Source organism: Nitrospirae bacterium YQR-1, assembly GCA_039908095.1.
In the GTDB taxonomy this organism is placed as follows: domain Bacteria; phylum Nitrospirota; class Thermodesulfovibrionia; order Thermodesulfovibrionales; family Magnetobacteriaceae; genus Magnetomonas.
The window spans coordinates 1-16,970 of record JAMOBJ010000013.1; the positions used below are offsets into that span (position 1 = coordinate 1).

Sequence of the window (16,970 nt, forward strand, 5' to 3'; positions counted from 1 at the left end):
CCACAGGCTCTACTACTAAATTTTTGGAGAAAATTTAGAAAAGAAAAAAAAGAAGGCTTGACATTTCAACATAGCAGGCAATTAGAATAATTTCAAAATATAATCTTTTCTCACTTTCATTGGCAGTATACAGCGGTCTCAACTTGGTATTACTCGTTTTTCTAACCTCTATGTCGGATTTCGGGAAATCCTATGATTATTGACATAGCAGAGGAATAACTATACAATACATGTAATGAAGGAAGTGGAGACAAAAGTCGGGTTTTATAAACTAATAGGCAAATCCCGTGAGATGCAGCGTCTCTATGCGATAATAGAGAAGGTGGCCTCCTCAGACAGCACTATTTTGATAATGGGAGAGAGTGGTACGGGTAAGGAATTGGTGGCAAAGGCGATTCATTTTTTAAGCTCAAGAGGAGAAAACCCTTTTGTTCCGGTAAATTGTGGTGCAATTCCTAAAGAGCTACTTGAATCTGAACTCTTTGGCCACGAGAAAGGAGCCTTCACCGGAGCAGTTTGTGCCCGCAAAGGGCGGTTTGAGCTTGCTGAGTCAGGTACGATTTTTCTGGATGAAATCGGAGAGCTGCACCCATCCCTGCAGGTTAAGCTTCTCAGGGTTCTGCAGGAAAAGGAATATGAAAGGGTAGGGGGTATTAAAACCGTCAAAGGGGATGTGCGGATACTTGCCGCCACAAATAAAAACCTTGAGGAAGCAACAAAGCGTGGTGAATTCAGAGAGGACCTCTTCTACAGATTAAACGTTATCCCGATTAATATAGCGCCTCTGAGGGACAGAAAAGAAGACATCCAGATTTTGAGAGACCACTTTATAAAAATATACTCCGACAAGAGAGCAATTGAGCCCATAGTAATCAGAGATGATGCTATGGAGATTTTAATGAAGTACAACTGGCCGGGGAATGTCAGAGAACTGGAAACTCTTATCGAACGTTTTACCATACTTGCAGAAAACGGGATTGTTAATATTGAGGATTTACCGGAGAGGTTTTTAACTCCAGCACGCAGCCCTGTCACCTCATCAGGCGATCTATCACAACTTCCGCCCGAGGGGATAGATTTGAATTCTTTTCTTGATGACATAGAAACCAATATAATCATGCAGGCGCTGGAGCGCTCTGCGGGAGTAAAGAGTAAGGCGGCGGCGTTACTTGGTTTGAACAGGACCACCTTTATAGAGAAATTAAAAAAGAAGGGAATAGACACCAGATCAGGTGATTCCCATGTGCAGTAGTACTAAAATATTGCAAAAAAATGTCATTTGTTTGACGGTGAGGTTTAAATAACCTATTTAAATCAAGCACTTACCAACTGGTATATAATTTGCAAACTGTTAATTTGATGAGAGTCTGTATTTTTTCGATAATTCTTTTTATATCTTTAACGGCAAACGCTTATGCACTGTCACTTCCCGAACTTATCCTGAACCCTGAGTTAAAGCAGGCCTGGGTTTTGATGGAACTTAAGGAATACGGTAAAGCTGTTGCAATGCTTGATGAATGTAAACCGTCAAAGACCAAAGATGCTGATGAGCTGGCGGCATGTAATTACCTGTATGCAAAAATTCTTCAGATCAATGGTAACACTACAGCGGCGGCTGAGAGGTATGGAAGGGCTTATAACTATGCAGAAAACAAAAACATAAAAGAAGAGGCGTTGTTTAAACAAAGCGAGATAAATTTGGGGAGAAAACGTTACTTTGAAGCCAGAGCCGGATTTAAGACATTTTTAAAGAGCTTTCCAAAATCAAAATATGCTGCTGCAGCTACTAACGGCCTTGCCATATGTCTTGATGAAACCGGTGCATATGATGAGGCATTACAGTATCTTGGAAAAGCCGGAGAGACTCCTGAGATTCTCTTTCGTAGGGCTAACATACTACAGCAGACCGGGAAGTATAAAGAGGCTGAAAAAGACTATGCAAAGGCTGCTTCAAAAGGTATGGGTTATCTTTTGAAAGACGACAAAACACGTTACTACTATGGTGAGAATTTGTTTATTAATGGTAACAAGAAGAAAGCCCTGGGTTTCTTGATAATGGTAAAGGGCGATAAATATAAGGGGAAGGCACAACTCTATGCCGCAATGGCTTCAATGGACGATTCTAAGCCTGAAAAAGTCATTGATATGCTTACCGATGCGACAAAGTCACATGACAGCGGTGTACAAAAGAAAGCCTACCTGAATCTTCTTCAGGTTTATATAAAACATGATATGCCTGATAAGTCAAAAGAGGCGTTTCAAAACCTCAAAGCCTTGTTTATGACGGAGGATGAGAAAAGCCAGTTTAGAAAGGCACATATGAAGGTGGCTGATTTGTATATGGACAGAGATATGCCTGCAAAGGCGGCGGAAGTACTTCATAATATCCAGGGCATGTATATGACAGATGATGAGAAAGCTCAATTCATGAAATCAAAGTTAAAATTGGCTGATACGTATATGGATGCCGGCATGTTGGATAAGGCGGAGGAGGTGCTTCAGGGTTTTAAAGAGCAGCATATGTCAGATGATGAGAAAAACCAGTACAAAAACACAAACTTAAAGCTGATAGATTCATACATAAACAAGGGGAAAGTTAAAGAGGCAAAGAAGATGGTAGTAACACTTAAGGATATGAATTTAATTGATGGTGACAGTGCGGAGGTAGGCAAGGCTTATCTGAAAATTGCCAAAAATCAGATGGAAAAGGGGGTGCTGAATGAAGCTAAGGAGATGCTTGATGTTTTAAAGTCTATGCATTTGAAAGAAAACGAGAAAAATGAATTAAATTTGATAGATGTAAAAATGAATTTAAAAGAAAAAAAATATAAAGATATGATAGAGGCCATGCTCCCGCAATTAAAAAAATCACCAAAATCTGCACAACTTCTTGAGGCGCTTGAAAATATAATGAAAGATGCGCTTACAGGTGATAAAAAGGAGTTTGCAGCTTTATGGGGTTCTTATGGTTCATATCTTTTGGATACGTCCAGGGAAAAATTCTTATTTGAAGTAAGAGATGCTCTTAAGGGTCAGGGAAAACCCTACATAGACCTTCTTATCTGGTTTTCCAAAAATGCCGCCTCAGAAGGGAAATATAATGCACTCCGTGAACTTTCCGATGTGTCATTAAAAGCAGGGGATAAGACCGCGGCGGTAAAGTATCTTGGGCAGCTCAAGGGGCTTAACATCTCTGCGGATGAAATAAACCGTCTTGAGGCTGAGATGTTTTACTCCAGCGGGGATTTCAAAAATGCAATTCTGAAAATTATGGATATAAAGGAACTAAAGAAGGAAGACATGAAATTAATAAATGATACTATAGGACAGATAGATGATAAAGTAAAGGGGGCGGCATTTTTTGAAAAGGCAGTCACAACACTGGGTGGCACTCAGAGTGATTATGTGCTCCTTGCCGATATGTATGCTAATGCCGGAAAGAAGGACCTCGCAATGAAGTATTACAAGCAAATTGTACAGACTGACCCCGGTAATGAGAGAGCACTCTATGGCATTGTAACTAATTCAAGCGGAGCTGAGGCGGATGAGGCCTTAAAAAAACTGAGCCTCGTTAATTCAACTCTGGGAAACTATGCTAAATCAATACTCCAGCAAAAGGAGCTGGATAATAAACTGGAGGGGAAACCCTGATGGAAGACATCGGCAGACTTAATGAAGCATTCAACACCTTTACCGTTGCCTCTAAGAGCCTTGAGCTGATATATGAGAAGCTTAAGGAACGGGTACATTATCTTACGATAGAGTTAGAGGAAAAAAATAAGCAGTTGGAGCAGGCACTCAGTGATACAGAGGAGGCAAAGGACTATTTAAAGGGAATTCTGGAAAGCCTGAGTGAGTCAATAATAGTGACAGATTCAAATGATCTTGTAACTATGTTTAACAGAGCCTCAGTGAACCTTCTTCGGATAGCGGAGTCTGATGCGGTGGGGAAACCGATAGATAGCCTCGATTTTACCATTGAAACTGAGGGGCCGGATACATTCCTCAATGTGGATAATAATCAGTACAATGTGTTAGTTTCCCGTTCGGAGGTCACTGACTCTGAGGGGGCTGTAAGGGGAAAAGTCTTTCTACTTCAGGATATTACAAGACTTAAGGAGCTTGAAACCCAGCATGAGAGAAACAAACGGCTTATTGCCATGGGAGAGATGGCAGCCCAGATAGTGCATGAAATAAGAAGCCCGCTTTGCAGCATCGAACTTTATGCCAGTATGCTTGAAAACGAACTGGGCCTGAGTCCTCATGCAACCCTTGCACGGGGTATATCAACCGGCATCAGAAGCCTCAACAACATTCTTACCAATATGCTGTTTTTTGCAAAACCGCAGAAACCGTTATTTCATAATATTAAGATTTCAACAGTGGCGGAGGAGTCCCTGAATATGCTTTTACCTCTGATAGAGGCTCGTGGAATAACACTTTGCAGGGAAGTTGAGGGGCCCGCTGCTGTGGTTAAAGGAGACCTTGAGTTATTAAAGCAGGTGCTTATGAATATAATTATAAACGCAGTGCATGTAACCCCTGAAAACGGCACAATAAAAATAATTGAGACGGTTGAAAACAACATGGCGGTTATTAAAGTGATAGATGAGGGAGAGGGGATAAGCCATCAAAACATAGAGAGGATATTTGATCCGTTTTTTAGTACAAAAGAGCGCGGAACCGGGCTGGGGCTTGCCATAGCGTCAAAAATAATGCTTGTTCATCAGGGCGCCATAAAGGTTAAAAGTGAACATGGCAGCGGCAGCAGCTTTGAGATGAACCTGCCCCTTAGTGCTGTGGCCACGGTGGAAAAGGAGCAGTAAATCCACCTCACTTATTTTCTGAATGTGTTATGGCAATTCATACAGCCGTCCAGGAGTTTCTTAGTGAGCGTGTGCATTTTCTTGTAATCATTCTTTGAAGCGGAGTCTTCCAGCAAATGAAGATTTCCATGAAATTCCTTGTCCATTTTTATAAATTCGCTGAGTTTGCCGGCATTTTTGGGCAGATTGATCTTGCCGGCATGGACGCTTTCATGAGTTCTTTCCATAGTACCTTTAAGGGGCTCTATTGCGTTTAAAACGCTTTTACTGTCTTTCAAAACAACTGCAACAACAATCTCCTGAATGGCCTTTTGAATAAGCACCATTTCCTCAATTAAAGAATTGCCGCCGTTATCACCATGTTTACCACCCTCATGGGCATAAACGGCAACCGGAAAAACTATAAGCAGCAAAAGAGCAGCCAAAGTTATAAGATAGTTCCTTTTCATACAATACCTCCAGATTTCAAATTAATACTAAGTAGCAGTCAAAAGAGTAACGAGGCGGCAAGGAGAAAGCGCCCCCTCCCCTTACAGGGGAATCCCCTTTAGGGGAGACGTCAAGGAGCTTTAGACAAAGCCAACAAAGTTAATCGAATGACTGCTACTTGGTATAAGTTTAAGTTAACAGTAACAAAGCACTTCTGCTTTAAGCCTTAGCAGCATCAACACAGTAGTCTTAGCTTTCTTTAATAGTTATACATGTTACCATTATCTTCTGAAAAAGACAACAGGTGAATTTCAAAAAAATCGCCGGTCTCAGACGACAGGGCGCTCCTAATTGGTCCTCAGCAGGCGGAAACCCACATTTTCTCCCTTATTGGGCGGAGCATCGGTGTATCTCAGCGCACATCTTACATACTGGCGTGAGACGTACCACGCACCGCCACGAATGACATGCCCGACTCCGGGGCCTTTATATACGGGATTATTATGAGCATGGCTGCTGTAAGCATCCTTATTGTACATATCCAGCACCCACTCCCACGCATTGCCGCTCATATCATAAATCTCTAATCCATTGGGTTTTTTCAGCCCGATAATTCCTGTTCTGTCATTAACGTTAGCCTCATACCAGGCATACTCCGAGGGGTCGTTACCTCCGGAGTACTTCTCATGCTTACCGCCGCTTCTGCATGCGTATTCCCACTGCGCCTCAGTAGGTAAACGATATTTACCGTCCGTCTGCACATTTAGTTTGCTAATAAAATCCTGCACCTCATACCATGTGACACGTTCAACAGGACAGTCATGGCGGCAGCGATAAAAGGCGGAGTCTTTTTTATCCTCCGGGTTACTACCCATTATTTTTACCCACTGCTCCTGTGTCACCTCATATTTTCCAATGTAAAAGCTATCCAGACAAACCTCATGCACTGGTTTTTCATTGTCCTGCCCGTCACCAAATGTATCGCCCATCTGATAACAACCGCCCACAACATAGATAAACTTCATACCCGTTACAGGGTCGGTATAGTTACTAATGCTGCCGACACTCTTATTTAACTCATGAACACAACCACTCAGTGCAGCAACAACAATTAATAAACACACAGTAAGCCTCATTTTATGCTACCTCCTTTTGTATAATAATCCCAACCTCAGCCCCATTTAATAAGAATACCTTCTCTTAGTTGGAAACAAAATCCCTCGGTTTCCCTGCGCCTTTTGGAGGGCCGACAAGGCCGTCCTCATCAAGCATATCCATAATGCGCGCCGCCCTGTTATAGCCTATCTTAAACCGCCTCTGTATCGAAGATATCGAAACCTCGCCCATTGTTTGTGCATACCGGATGACTTCCTTATACACCTCATCTCTGTCACTGCCTGTGTTGTCAGAGTCAGATGATTGTGCCTCCTCCATTACGAGATTTTCAAAAATAGAGTAATCCGGCTTAGCCTGTGATTTAACAAAATCCACTACCGCCTTTATTTCACTTTCATCAACAAACGCTCCATGCACTCTGGTGATTTTAGCCCCGGGGCTAAGCATCAGCATATCCCCCCGGCCAAGGAGTTTTTCAGCCCCATGAGTGTCCAGTATAGTTCGTGAATCCACCTTGGAGGATACCATAAAGGCAACTCTTGAGGGAAAATTCGCTTTAATTATTCCTGTTATAACATCCACAGAGGGCCTCTGTGTGGCCACGATAAGATGTATTCCCGATGCCCTTGCCATCTGCGCCAGACGCACTATCGAGTCCTCTACGTTTTTGGCGGCTGTGAACATTAAATCTGCAAGCTCATCTATTATCACTATTATGTACGGAAGCCTCTCCTCATCTGTAACCGAGGCATTGAACATCTCTATGTTTCTAGCCCCCTGTCCTGCTATCAGGCGGTAGCGGCGCTCCATCTCAAGTAGCATTTTCTTCAGGGCGTCTGAGGCCTCCTTGGGGCTGGTTATTACGTTTGAAATTAAATGCGGAATCCCCTCGTAAATGGAAAGCTCCAGCAGCTTAGGGTCAACCATCAGCATTTTCACCTCCGAGGGTTTTGCTTTAAAGAGAATACTCATAATCATGGAGTTTATGGCCACACTCTTACCTGAGCCTGTGGTGCCGGCAACAAGGAGGTGGGGCATCCGGGCCAGGTCCTCTACCACCGGGTTGCCGTAAATGTCCTTGCCCATGCACAGAGTCAGAAGAGAGCTCTTTTTAATAAACCTGTCTGACTCTATGATTTCCCTTAAGCTAACCACACTTCTTTTCTCATTTGGTACTTCTATGCCTATGGGGGTTTTCCCGGGTATCAGCGAAACTCTGACCTTAATGCCGCCCATGGCACGCCCAAGGTCATCAGAGAGGGCTACGACTTTACTGATTTTAACCCCTGCAGCAGGTTCAAACTCATACATGGTGATAACCGGACCCGGATGAGCCTGTGCTATCTTACCCTCTACATTAAAATCCGAAAGCCTGTTTTTCAAAATATCGGCTGCCCGTACCAACTCCTCTTTGGTCAGTTCATACTTGTGGATGTCATCAGTGATTAACAATTCCACATTTGGAAGGCTATACTGTCCGGCACGCATCTCAGGGGGCATCTTAATTTGCCGTAATATTTCCGGCGGCTTCCTCTCATCCTCAAGAGGCTCTTCCTTGTGTTTAATAATTTTAAAATCAGGTTTTATATCCCCATCATCAGCGCTCTCTGTGCCGGCAGTTGAGGCGGATGAAACGGACGGCCCGGACTGAGACCTCCGTCTGAAAGATATAGAGGTCAGGTTAATCGGCAGCATCAGCGCAATTGATGTATAAAAAACAGATAGTGTCACCATGTAGGCAAACACGGAGGAGAAGGGTTTCTTTAGAATACCGATTAAAACAAAGCCAAACAATCCTCCGCCAACTGCTATTGTGCTAAATGTCTCTGAAAGCAGGGTAAAAAACATCGGTAAGGTTACTGACAGAAGAGCCGAACCAACCAGATTCTCTTTTTTCATTATGCTTCCAATAAGTCTCCTCAGCCCGTAGAAAAACAAAATAATCGGGAAAATGTAGGCTCCGGTACCAAAAAAAGCCAGAAGTATGTCTGAGTACCATGAGCCGGCAATGCCGCAGTAGTTAGACGGAGGTAAATCAGTATAAGTAAAAGGGGAGGGGTCCCATTTATTATAAGTAAGCAGCGATGTTGCTGTGAAAAGGGAAAATAAAATGGCAACAAGCCCCTTTATCTCATATTTTAATCCTCTTACGACTTCTGCCATACCGTCACTGATATTATTATAACCGCAGCAAGAATAAATCTGTAATAAACAAACCAGTTTAACGAAAATCTCTTAAAAAAAGACAGTAGAAATTTAATTGCCAACATCCCGGAAATAAATGAGGCAAGCACACCTGAGGCAAACATGGGAAGATTAAAGTCAACACTCTGCCCCTTTAAAATATGAATGCCGTGTAGCAGCGCAGCACCTGCCACAATCGGCGTGGAAAGTAAAAAGGAAAACCTTGCCGCATCCTGCCGTTTCATTCCAAGAAATAAACCCATAGAAATGGTGCTCCCCGAGCGTGAAACCCCTGGAATCAGGGCAAAAGCCTGTGCAATGCCTATTAAAACGGCATCCGAAAGGCTTATCCTTTCTATTGTTTGTACTTTTATTCCAATCCGTTCGGTAATCAACATAACTATTCCCACCACTATCAGGCTAACGGCTATCACCCAGGGGGTTCTCAGTGTCGTTTCTACAAACTTATCAAGCAGCTTGCCGGCCACTGCTCCCGGTATGGTTGCTACAACAATAAACAGAAGAAGTTTTCTCTTTTGCTTTATAATAAACATCTCCAGCCAGTCCTTAAAGAAATACACTGCAAGGGCAATCAAAGTTCCAACATGCAGGGCAATATCGAAACTGAGAGAATTCACAACGCCTTTCCATCCTAAAAACCATGGCACTAAAATCAGATGGGCAGTACTGCTTACCGGGAAAAACTCCGTTACTCCCTGCACTATTCCCAACACAACAGCATGAAATATCTCCACAACATTCCCTCCGTTTAATGATTTTCGTGTTTATGCACTTGACAAAGAAATTGATACTACATATCAAGTCAAAGGTTTACACTGTCAGTTGAACACTCTATCACTTTATGAATAAGTGCATTGAAAACTTGCTCTATTTCAGTTATGGTCAAATTGGCATTTTCAGCTCTTTAGTGTTATACATTTTTACCCAAAAACTCCTTTAATTCATCCGCAGTACCGGCTTTTTTGATAAGATTTTTGAACTCCTCCAGTTTATCTACAGAATTTATAGTCCTGACCATATTCATTAACTCAAGTCCAACTAAACCAAATTTGAGTTCAAGCCCTAACTCAATCCCCTCAAGCAATCCTTTACGCTCGCCCTCAAGCAATCCTTTACGCTCGCCCTCAAGTAATCCTTTTTGCTTACCCTCAAGTAACCCTTCCTGAAAAATTTCACTTTCTCTGACATCAATCGTTATCGGCATTTTGCTTACCTCCAGTTTTACTTTAGTATATAGCTTTCTTAAGTCAGACAGATAGAGTAATCTCATAATATAATCCTCTCTGTCTTTTAACGGCAAAACAGATAATTTCTCTAATATTTTAGCTAAAGTAACATCCATATTGCCGGATTTGCATAATATCGCCAATACTATATCTTCAGGTTTGTTACTTTCGAGCAACTCAGAGCAGTCTATGTCTTTTATGTTAATAATTTCAAACGAATAATTCCCAATTTTATTTTCAATGTTTAATGGTCTATCACCCACATATAAAAGTATCTGCCTTGGTAACCTATCATAATGATGAAAAATCAGTGCATTATAAAGAAACATCCGCTTCAGCATTTTCTCAGGGTTGCTCATAATTTCTATGTGCAGAAGACTTATATCAGGCAGCTCTATTATTAAGTCGGGCAGAAGAAGACCTACATTTGTTAATTGGTTATCAAGAAATTTTCCATTGTCAAAACCTGATAAAATCTTAAGTAACTTAACAGGTACATTTTTCCATAAACCTTTTAACGTAATGTCAAATTTCTGATGCATATCCCTGCCTTTTTTAATGGATAAATCTAAATTAACATATATTCATGCCTTTTTAAAAGCAAATAACAACATAAAGATATACTTGATGTTGACAGAAATGTATTTAAAAAAGTATGGTATTAATTCCTTGACAACACTCAGGTGTTAAGGATGGCTATAGCTGATCTAAAAGATAATTATGAGTTTTACAAGGAAAGGTATTTAAAATGGTTACAAGAAAAGTAAAAGAGAAAAATATATCAGATTACCTTGTTGTTGAAGGTTTTAAGGAAATCGAAGCTAAAGATGAAAAACCGAGTTGGTATAACAAAGCATCTGAGAACCCTTCTTGCTTAAGTGAAATAGATAAATCCACTATTGGCATAAAATCTTTATACACAAAAATATCATAAAACAGCTCATACCAAGTAGCAGTCAAAAGAGTAACGAGGCGGCAAGGAGAAAGTGACACCTCCCCTTAACAGGGGATTCCCCTTTAGGGGAGACGTCAAGGAGCTTTCGACGAAGCCAACAAAGTTAATCGAATGAATGCAACTTGGTATCAGGCTTCCACAATGACCGGCATAATTATCGGCCTCTTTTCAGTCCTGTTTCTTATAAGTTTCCTCAACACGCTGTGTACTTTTGCCGACACATTGGATACATTTTTTTCAAAGGACTCATCAAGATTGGTAAAAGCCTCAACAATGGAAGCCCTTGCCTCATTAATAAGTTCATTTGAAGAGCACTCAAAGACAAAACCACGTGTTATTATATCAGGGCCGGAAACTATCGTTCCATCCTCTTTGGCAATAGTCATCAGCACTATAACAAAACCGTCCTGAGCAAGACGTCTCCTCTCCTTAAGTACTATGTCGTCTATATCGCAGAGTTTTTTGCCCTCAATATAAACCCTGCCGGCAGAGACCCTGCCGGTATGAGTACATCCCTCCTCAGTGATTTCCAGCACGTTGCCGTTGGAAAGTATGAGTATGTTTTCTCCGGCAATACCAAGAGTTCCGGCTAACCATGCGTGACGGTGAAGGTGTCTGTACTCACCGTGGACAGGTACAAAGTACTTTGGTTTAATGATATTGAGCATAAGTTTAAGCTCCTCAGCCGATGCATGTCCCGAGACATGTACTTTGGCCACTTTCTCATATATTACGTCGGCTCCGGTCTTAAACAGTTGATTGATTATTTTACCAACAGCCCTTTCATTGCCGGGGATAGCTTTTGCCGAGATTATAACAGTGTCTCCGGTTTTGACTTTTATCTGTTTATGCTCATTGAGCGCAATTCGTGTCAACACGCTCATGGGCTCCCCCTGACTTCCTGTTGTAATGATAACAGTCTCAAGGGGGTCAAGTTTTTTAATATCATCAACCCTCATACATGTCTCAGCCGGAATTTTCAGATATCCCAAATCCATTGCAATACGAATATTTGAAACAATACTTCTGCCGCAGAGAACCACCTTTTTCCCAAACGCAACGGCAACATCAACCACCTGCTGAATTCTGTGTATGTTTGAAGCAAAAGTCGCTACAATTATCCGGCCCCCGGCCTTTGCGAAGATATCATCAAAAGCCGCCCTCACTGTTGTTTCCGAGGGGGTAAAACCACTGCGTTCGGCATTTGTGCTGTCAGACATCATAAGTAAAACACCACGCTCACCATACCATGCAAATCTTGATATATCCATAAACTCTCCATCCACAGGGTTTGAATCGAACTTGAAATCACCCGTGTGAATCACTGTGCCGTATGGGGTCTCTATCGCAAGCCCGACTCCATCGGCTATGCTGTGGGATACCCTAATGAACTCTACTGTAATGCTGCCTAGGTCTATCCTGTCTCGTGGTTTAATTATTATAAATAACAAGTCTTTTATATTGTATTCCTTAAGTTTTTCTTTAATTAATCCTATGGTCAGAAGGGTACCGTAAACCGGCACATCGGGGCCTAGGTCCCTCAGAAGAAACGGCAGCGCCCCTGTGTGGTCCTCATGTCCGTGGGTTATGATGATTCCCTTAAGTTTTTCTTTTTTTTCTAAAATATATGAGTAGTCAGGGATAACGAAATCGACACCCAACATACTTTCCTCAGGAAACATCAGACCGGAGTCCACCACTATGAGAGAATCTTCCGTCTCTAAGACGGACATGTTCATGCCGATTTCCTCTACACCACCCAGAGGAATTATTAAAAGCCCAGAGGTCAGTTATAACTCCAAAGCTATGTAATCAACATCTCTAAAAGAGCCTTTTGCGTATGCAATCTGTTTTCAGCCTGATCAAACACAGCACTGTATGGACCCTCTATGACGCTGCCGGTTATTTCCTCCTCCCTGTGGGCAGGTAAACAATGCAAGACGGTTACATCCGGTTTTGCGTTTTTTAAAAGGGCGTCATTAATCTGAAAAGGTCTTAATGCCTCCTTCTTTTTTTGCTGATCAGCTCTATCTCCCATGCTTATCCACACATCAGTATATACAACATCTGCTTGTTTTACGGCTTTAAGCGGGTCATTGAATATTTCTATACCATGGCAGCCAAACTCACGGACTCTTTTCATTATGGACTCTTCAGGCTCATAACCTTTAGGACAGGCTATGGAAAGTGGGATTCCCATTATTGCGGATGCTTCAATCAGAGAGTTTGTGACATTGTTACAGTCGCCCAGATAGGTTAACTTAACACCTTTCAATGTGCCCTTCTTTTCCTTGATGGTAAGTAAATCAGCCAGTGCCTGACATGGATGATGGCTGTCGCTTAGGCCGTTTATTACCGGAATTGTACAATTCCTTGCAAACTCCTCAAGTATTGCCTGTCCATATGTGCGTATAACAAGTCCGTCAAAGTAGCGTGAAAGCACCCGTGCAGTGTCGGAAATTGTTTCACCTCTTCCCATTTGGCTGTCGGAGGAGTGCATATAAACCGGATATCCTCCAAGCTGATATATGCCGACCTCAAAGGAAACACGTGTACGGGTTGAGGACTTTTCAAACAGCAGTCCTATGCTTTTACCGGTAAGGGGCTTGCCGTTTTTAGGTTTTGCAGTTTTAAAACCTGCGGAGCGCAAAAGTAAAGCCTCAATTTCGTCCTTTGACAGTTCCCATAGAGTTAAAAAGTCTCTTTTCATGATAACCTCGCCAAAACCTCACTCAGTACGGTTATGAGTTTGTCTATGTCCTCTTCTTTTACAATTAGCGGAGGGCAAAAACGAAGCGTATTGCCGGCGGTACAGTTAATCAGAAAACCTCTTTCAAAACACGCCTGCACCACCTGACTGCATTCCCGGGTAAGTTCCATGCCCAGCAGCAGCCCCTTGCCCCTTACATCAAGTATTACATTAGGAAATTGCTCTTTTAACTTTAAAAGTGAGTTTCTGAGGTACTCACCGAGACGTTTACACTCGTTAAGCATAATGCTGTCCTCAAGGAGAGCCTCAAGGGTTGCTAGGGACGCTGCACATGACAGAGGGTTACCACCAAAAGTTGAGGCATGGCTGCCGTACTCAAAAGCTTTAGCCACATCATCGGAGGCAAGGCAGGCTCCTATGGGAATACCCCCTCCTAGAGCCTTGGCAAGTGTCATGATGTCAGGTTCTATATCATAGTGTTCATAAGCAAATAACTTACCTGTCCTTCCCATACCGGTTTGAACCTCATCAAAAATCAGGAGAACTCCTTTTTCAGTACAAAGTGTCCGAAGTTTTTTCAGATACTCCTCATCTGCCACATGCACACCGCCCTCGCCCTGAATCGGCTCCAACATCACGGCACAGGTGTTTTCGTCAATTGCATCTTCCATGGAGTGGAAATCGTTAAATGGAACATATCTAAAACCCGGCACAAGGGGTTCAAATCCCTTTTGAAATTTAGGCTGTCCGGTAGCCGTTATGGTGGCAAGAGTTCTGCCGTGAAATGAATTAACAGCGGTTATGATGTTTACGCAGTGCTCTCCGTGGTGTGCTTTAGCGTACTTTCTGGCTAACTTAATAGCAGCCTCATTAGCCTCCGCCCCTGAGTTACAAAAAAACACTCTGTCGGCAAATGAGTGTTTAATCAGAAGCCGGGCTAGTTTTATCTGCACATCATTATGGTAAAAATTCGATACGTGCATCAGACGTTGTGCTTGTTTCTGAATAGCCACGACAATCTTAGGATGACAGTGGCCTAAGACATTGACGGCTATACCGGCAAGAAAGTCAACGTACTCTTTTCCGTCAACGCTCCACAGGCGCATATCCCTGCCCTTTGAAAACACTACTGGAAAGCGTTTATAAGTTTCCATTACATACAGTGAGGACTCATCCAACATTTTTTTTATTTCCATAAAACCTAAAGCTCCTATTTAATAAATAAATCTAAGTGGTTGATAATTCCACTTTTTTATCAAGCACTGCCGCCGCTAAAAGCGGAAACATCAGCTCATGATGTCCTATAAGGCTTATGGCCTTACCGCCTTTGGCGGTCGGCCTCCTAAGGACATTTTCATGAGCTCTGTAGTGCCTTATGAAGTCCATATTTAAAGCTGTAAAGTTATCAATCCGGCTTCCGGTATTTCTTGCCAGCGTCAGTGCCTTTAAAAACACCTCCGGTATTAAAACAGCGGAGCCGAGATTTATAAACACCCCATGTTCAAGCTCTGATACCATGGAAGTTAAGGTCTTGAAATCTCTGAGGCTGCCCTCGCCGATTTTGGCTCCGTCGGCCTCAGGGTGCATGTGGATTATGTCTGTACCGATGGCAACGTGGACTGTTATTGGAATCTGTTTACGATAACAGGCGGCAAAAATACTGTTCTCTCCTGCGTAGCGCATTGTTGTATCTGAGCTAATGAAACTGCCTATAGCGTATCCTAAACCGAGCCCCTCAGCAACCCCCCTGTTGATGGCTTCATTTAAAAACACTCCGGTTTCATAAGCCATCCCGAAGCTGCCGTCGTTGAGCTGCTCTAAAACGTCCTCAGAGGTATAACCAAGGTAAGACAATTCAAAATCATGCACAATGGAAGCGCCGTTTGTAGCAACGCCTGTAATGATACCCTCGTTTATAAGATTTATAATAATCGGGCACAAGCCGACTTTGATGGGGTGTGCGCCCATTGCCAGTATTACGGTGTCACCTCTGCTGTGTGCCTCTGCTATGGCACTTACGGCTGAGTTGAAATCGGAGGCGGCTAAGATATTGGGAAGGCTGCCAAGGAAATCCCTGAAGCTGCCGCCTTCAATATATGGTTTTGCAGTTTGAGAGACTTCTACCTTGCTTTTCCTCTCAGAGAGGCGGTATCTCGTTACATTTGTAAAATCCCGGATTTTACTTTTCATTTCAAGCCTTTTCCACATCTGTCTTTAAACATAGCCTTGAAATTCTAACATAAAACCCTTAAAATATCCCATTAAATTTTGTTGTTTATATACTGTGGAGGGTAGAAACCTTTGGAGTACTACAACAAAGCCAGTAGGTACTTTCCATATCTGAATGCAAGAGAGACATTTTCCTCAAGCTCATGAATAGTTTTAAGAAACTCAAAGGACTGCTCCATCGTTTGCATTCCCAGTGAGGTGCCCTTTCCAACCTCTTTGTTGATCTTATCCAGCTGGTTTGTTCGTATCAACTCGGAGATTTTCTTAGTGTTGTGCAGGATTTCCATAGCCGGAACTGTTCCCTTAAAATCCTTAAGAGGCAGAAGATGCTGCCAAATGATTGATCTTAGCACCCGTGAGAGCTGATATCTGGCATATCGCTGCTCGCTTTCCGTGTAAAAATTCAGCATTCTGAATATCGCCTCCCCTGAACCCCCAAATGTCCGCATCACAGCTATTACCAAAGTCCCTGCCTCTGCAGCATTCATGGCAAGATTCAAGGCATCTTTACACTGTATATCGGTTAGCACTATCACGTCTGCCTTACTTCTTATGGCGGCATTTACAGCTGTTGCAAAGTCTCTGGTGTGAACTCCCACCTGACGCTGATCCAGCAGTGAGGACTGGTTGGCATGATGATACTCGATTATGTCTTCTATGGTAATAATGTATTTCTTCTTATTAATATTTATGTGCTCAATTAAGGATGCCAAAGTGGTGGATTTCCCCGATCTTGCCTCACCGGTTATAAGAACAAAACCGTCATCCAACTCTGCAATTTTCTCAAGTGATTCCTTTGGGCCTAATTCCTGAAAGTCTGGTATCGTGCGTGGAATTATCCGGCATGCAGCCCCGATGCCATCCTGAGCATGATAGAGATTAATCCTTATACTTCCTGTATGGTCGCTTACATACATCAGCTCCATGTCTAACTGCTTTTCAAATTGTTCTATCTGGTTTTTATCCAAAATCCCATATATGAGACGTTTGAGTTCCTCAGGCCGGTAAAAGGGGCTCTCCAGTAGCTTATGAAATTTCCCGTGGCGCTTTAGCACTGGACATTCATCAACAGAGAAATATATATCTGAGGCGTTTATCTCACGTGCCGCTATAAAGTAGTTTATAATTTCCGGCACGTCGGTCTTCGGTTTTTTTATAGCCTCAATTTTATATATAAACTCGTCCTCTAACTGTTGATTTTTATCTAAATCATCCATTTAATTAACCCCCATTTTTTATATTAAGTTGCATTTAGAAATAAACACAGGCGGCTG

The 16,970-nt window shown here is 42.5% G+C and carries 14 protein-coding genes; 4 read left to right on the plus strand and 10 right to left on the minus strand.

All coding sequences use genetic code 11. The annotated features are described in order from the left end of the window. Nucleotides 1-235 precede the first annotated feature (235 nt). The 3 genes from H7844_07970 (at nt 236) to H7844_07980 (ending at nt 4,826) form a co-directional block, all read left to right on the plus strand. On the plus strand, nt 236-1,252 hold the full coding sequence (locus H7844_07970) for a sigma-54 dependent transcriptional regulator (GenBank protein ID MEO5357219.1): 1,017 nt from the start codon (nt 236-238) through the stop codon (nt 1,250-1,252). 107 nt (nt 1,253-1,359) lie between these two features. Further along, nucleotides 1,360-3,651 (plus strand): tetratricopeptide repeat protein, encoded by a 2,292-nt coding sequence (locus H7844_07975; protein ID MEO5357220.1) that lies wholly within the window; start codon nt 1,360-1,362, stop codon nt 3,649-3,651. Next, a complete protein-coding gene (locus tag H7844_07980; protein MEO5357221.1) occupies nt 3,651-4,826 on the plus strand; it encodes an ATP-binding protein in 1,176 nt (391 codons plus the stop codon). Before H7844_07975 ends, H7844_07980 begins: the two co-directional genes overlap by 1 nt. Nucleotides 4,827-4,837: 11 nt before the next feature. On the opposite strand, the gene H7844_07985 is transcribed toward H7844_07980, so the two are convergent. The 5 genes from H7844_07985 to H7844_08005 all read right to left on the minus strand — a co-directional run bounded on the left by H7844_07985 (nt 4,838) and on the right by H7844_08005 (nt 10,344). Then, the gene (locus H7844_07985) at nt 4,838-5,275 is read right to left on the minus strand and encodes a hypothetical protein (protein ID MEO5357222.1); all 438 of its coding nucleotides are present in this window, start codon (nt 5,273-5,275) and stop codon (nt 4,838-4,840) included. Between the two features lie 327 nt (nt 5,276-5,602). After that, nucleotides 5,603-6,391 (minus strand): formylglycine-generating enzyme family protein, encoded by a 789-nt coding sequence (locus H7844_07990; GenBank protein MEO5357223.1) that lies wholly within the window; start codon nt 6,389-6,391, stop codon nt 5,603-5,605. A 64-nt stretch (nt 6,392-6,455) separates the two neighbouring features. Further along, entirely contained in the window at nt 6,456-8,534 is a 2,079-nt protein-coding gene (locus H7844_07995) for a DNA translocase FtsK 4TM domain-containing protein (GenBank protein MEO5357224.1), read from the minus strand. Next, nucleotides 8,519-9,310: an undecaprenyl-diphosphate phosphatase gene (locus tag H7844_08000; GenBank protein ID MEO5357225.1), complete on the minus strand. Its 792-nt coding sequence runs from the start codon at nt 9,308-9,310 to the stop codon at nt 8,519-8,521. Before H7844_08000 ends, H7844_07995 begins: the two co-directional genes overlap by 16 nt. A 176-nt stretch (nt 9,311-9,486) precedes the next feature. Further along, nucleotides 9,487-10,344, minus strand: coding sequence for a hypothetical protein (locus tag H7844_08005; protein ID MEO5357226.1), 858 nt, complete (start codon nt 10,342-10,344; stop codon nt 9,487-9,489). A gap of 206 nt (nt 10,345-10,550) precedes the next feature. Between H7844_08005 and H7844_08010 the strand changes: the two genes are divergently transcribed. Then, the gene (locus H7844_08010; GenBank protein MEO5357227.1) at nt 10,551-10,736 is read left to right on the plus strand and encodes a hypothetical protein; all 186 of its coding nucleotides are present in this window, start codon (nt 10,551-10,553) and stop codon (nt 10,734-10,736) included. Nucleotides 10,737-10,885: 149 nt separating this feature from the next. Here the strand turns inward: H7844_08010 and H7844_08015 are convergent, their stop codons facing one another. From H7844_08015 to tadA, 5 genes are all read right to left on the minus strand, one after another. Continuing rightward, the gene (locus tag H7844_08015; GenBank protein ID MEO5357228.1) at nt 10,886-12,496 is read right to left on the minus strand and encodes a ribonuclease J; all 1,611 of its coding nucleotides are present in this window, start codon (nt 12,494-12,496) and stop codon (nt 10,886-10,888) included. Nucleotides 12,497-12,561: 65 nt separating this feature from the next. Beyond that, the gene (argF, locus tag H7844_08020; protein ID MEO5357229.1) at nt 12,562-13,467 is read right to left on the minus strand and encodes an ornithine carbamoyltransferase; all 906 of its coding nucleotides are present in this window, start codon (nt 13,465-13,467) and stop codon (nt 12,562-12,564) included. After that, nucleotides 13,464-14,663 (minus strand): acetylornithine transaminase, encoded by a 1,200-nt coding sequence (locus H7844_08025; protein MEO5357230.1) that lies wholly within the window; start codon nt 14,661-14,663, stop codon nt 13,464-13,466. Before H7844_08025 ends, argF begins: the two co-directional genes overlap by 4 nt. A gap of 31 nt (nt 14,664-14,694) precedes the next feature. Next, nucleotides 14,695-15,657, minus strand: coding sequence for a hypothetical protein (locus H7844_08030; GenBank protein ID MEO5357231.1), 963 nt, complete (start codon nt 15,655-15,657; stop codon nt 14,695-14,697). A 119-nt stretch (nt 15,658-15,776) separates the two neighbouring features. Beyond that, nucleotides 15,777-16,913, minus strand: a complete 1,137-nt coding sequence (gene tadA / locus H7844_08035) for a Flp pilus assembly complex ATPase component TadA (protein ID MEO5357232.1) — start codon at nt 16,911-16,913, stop codon at nt 15,777-15,779. Nucleotides 16,914-16,970: the final 57 nt, after the last annotated feature.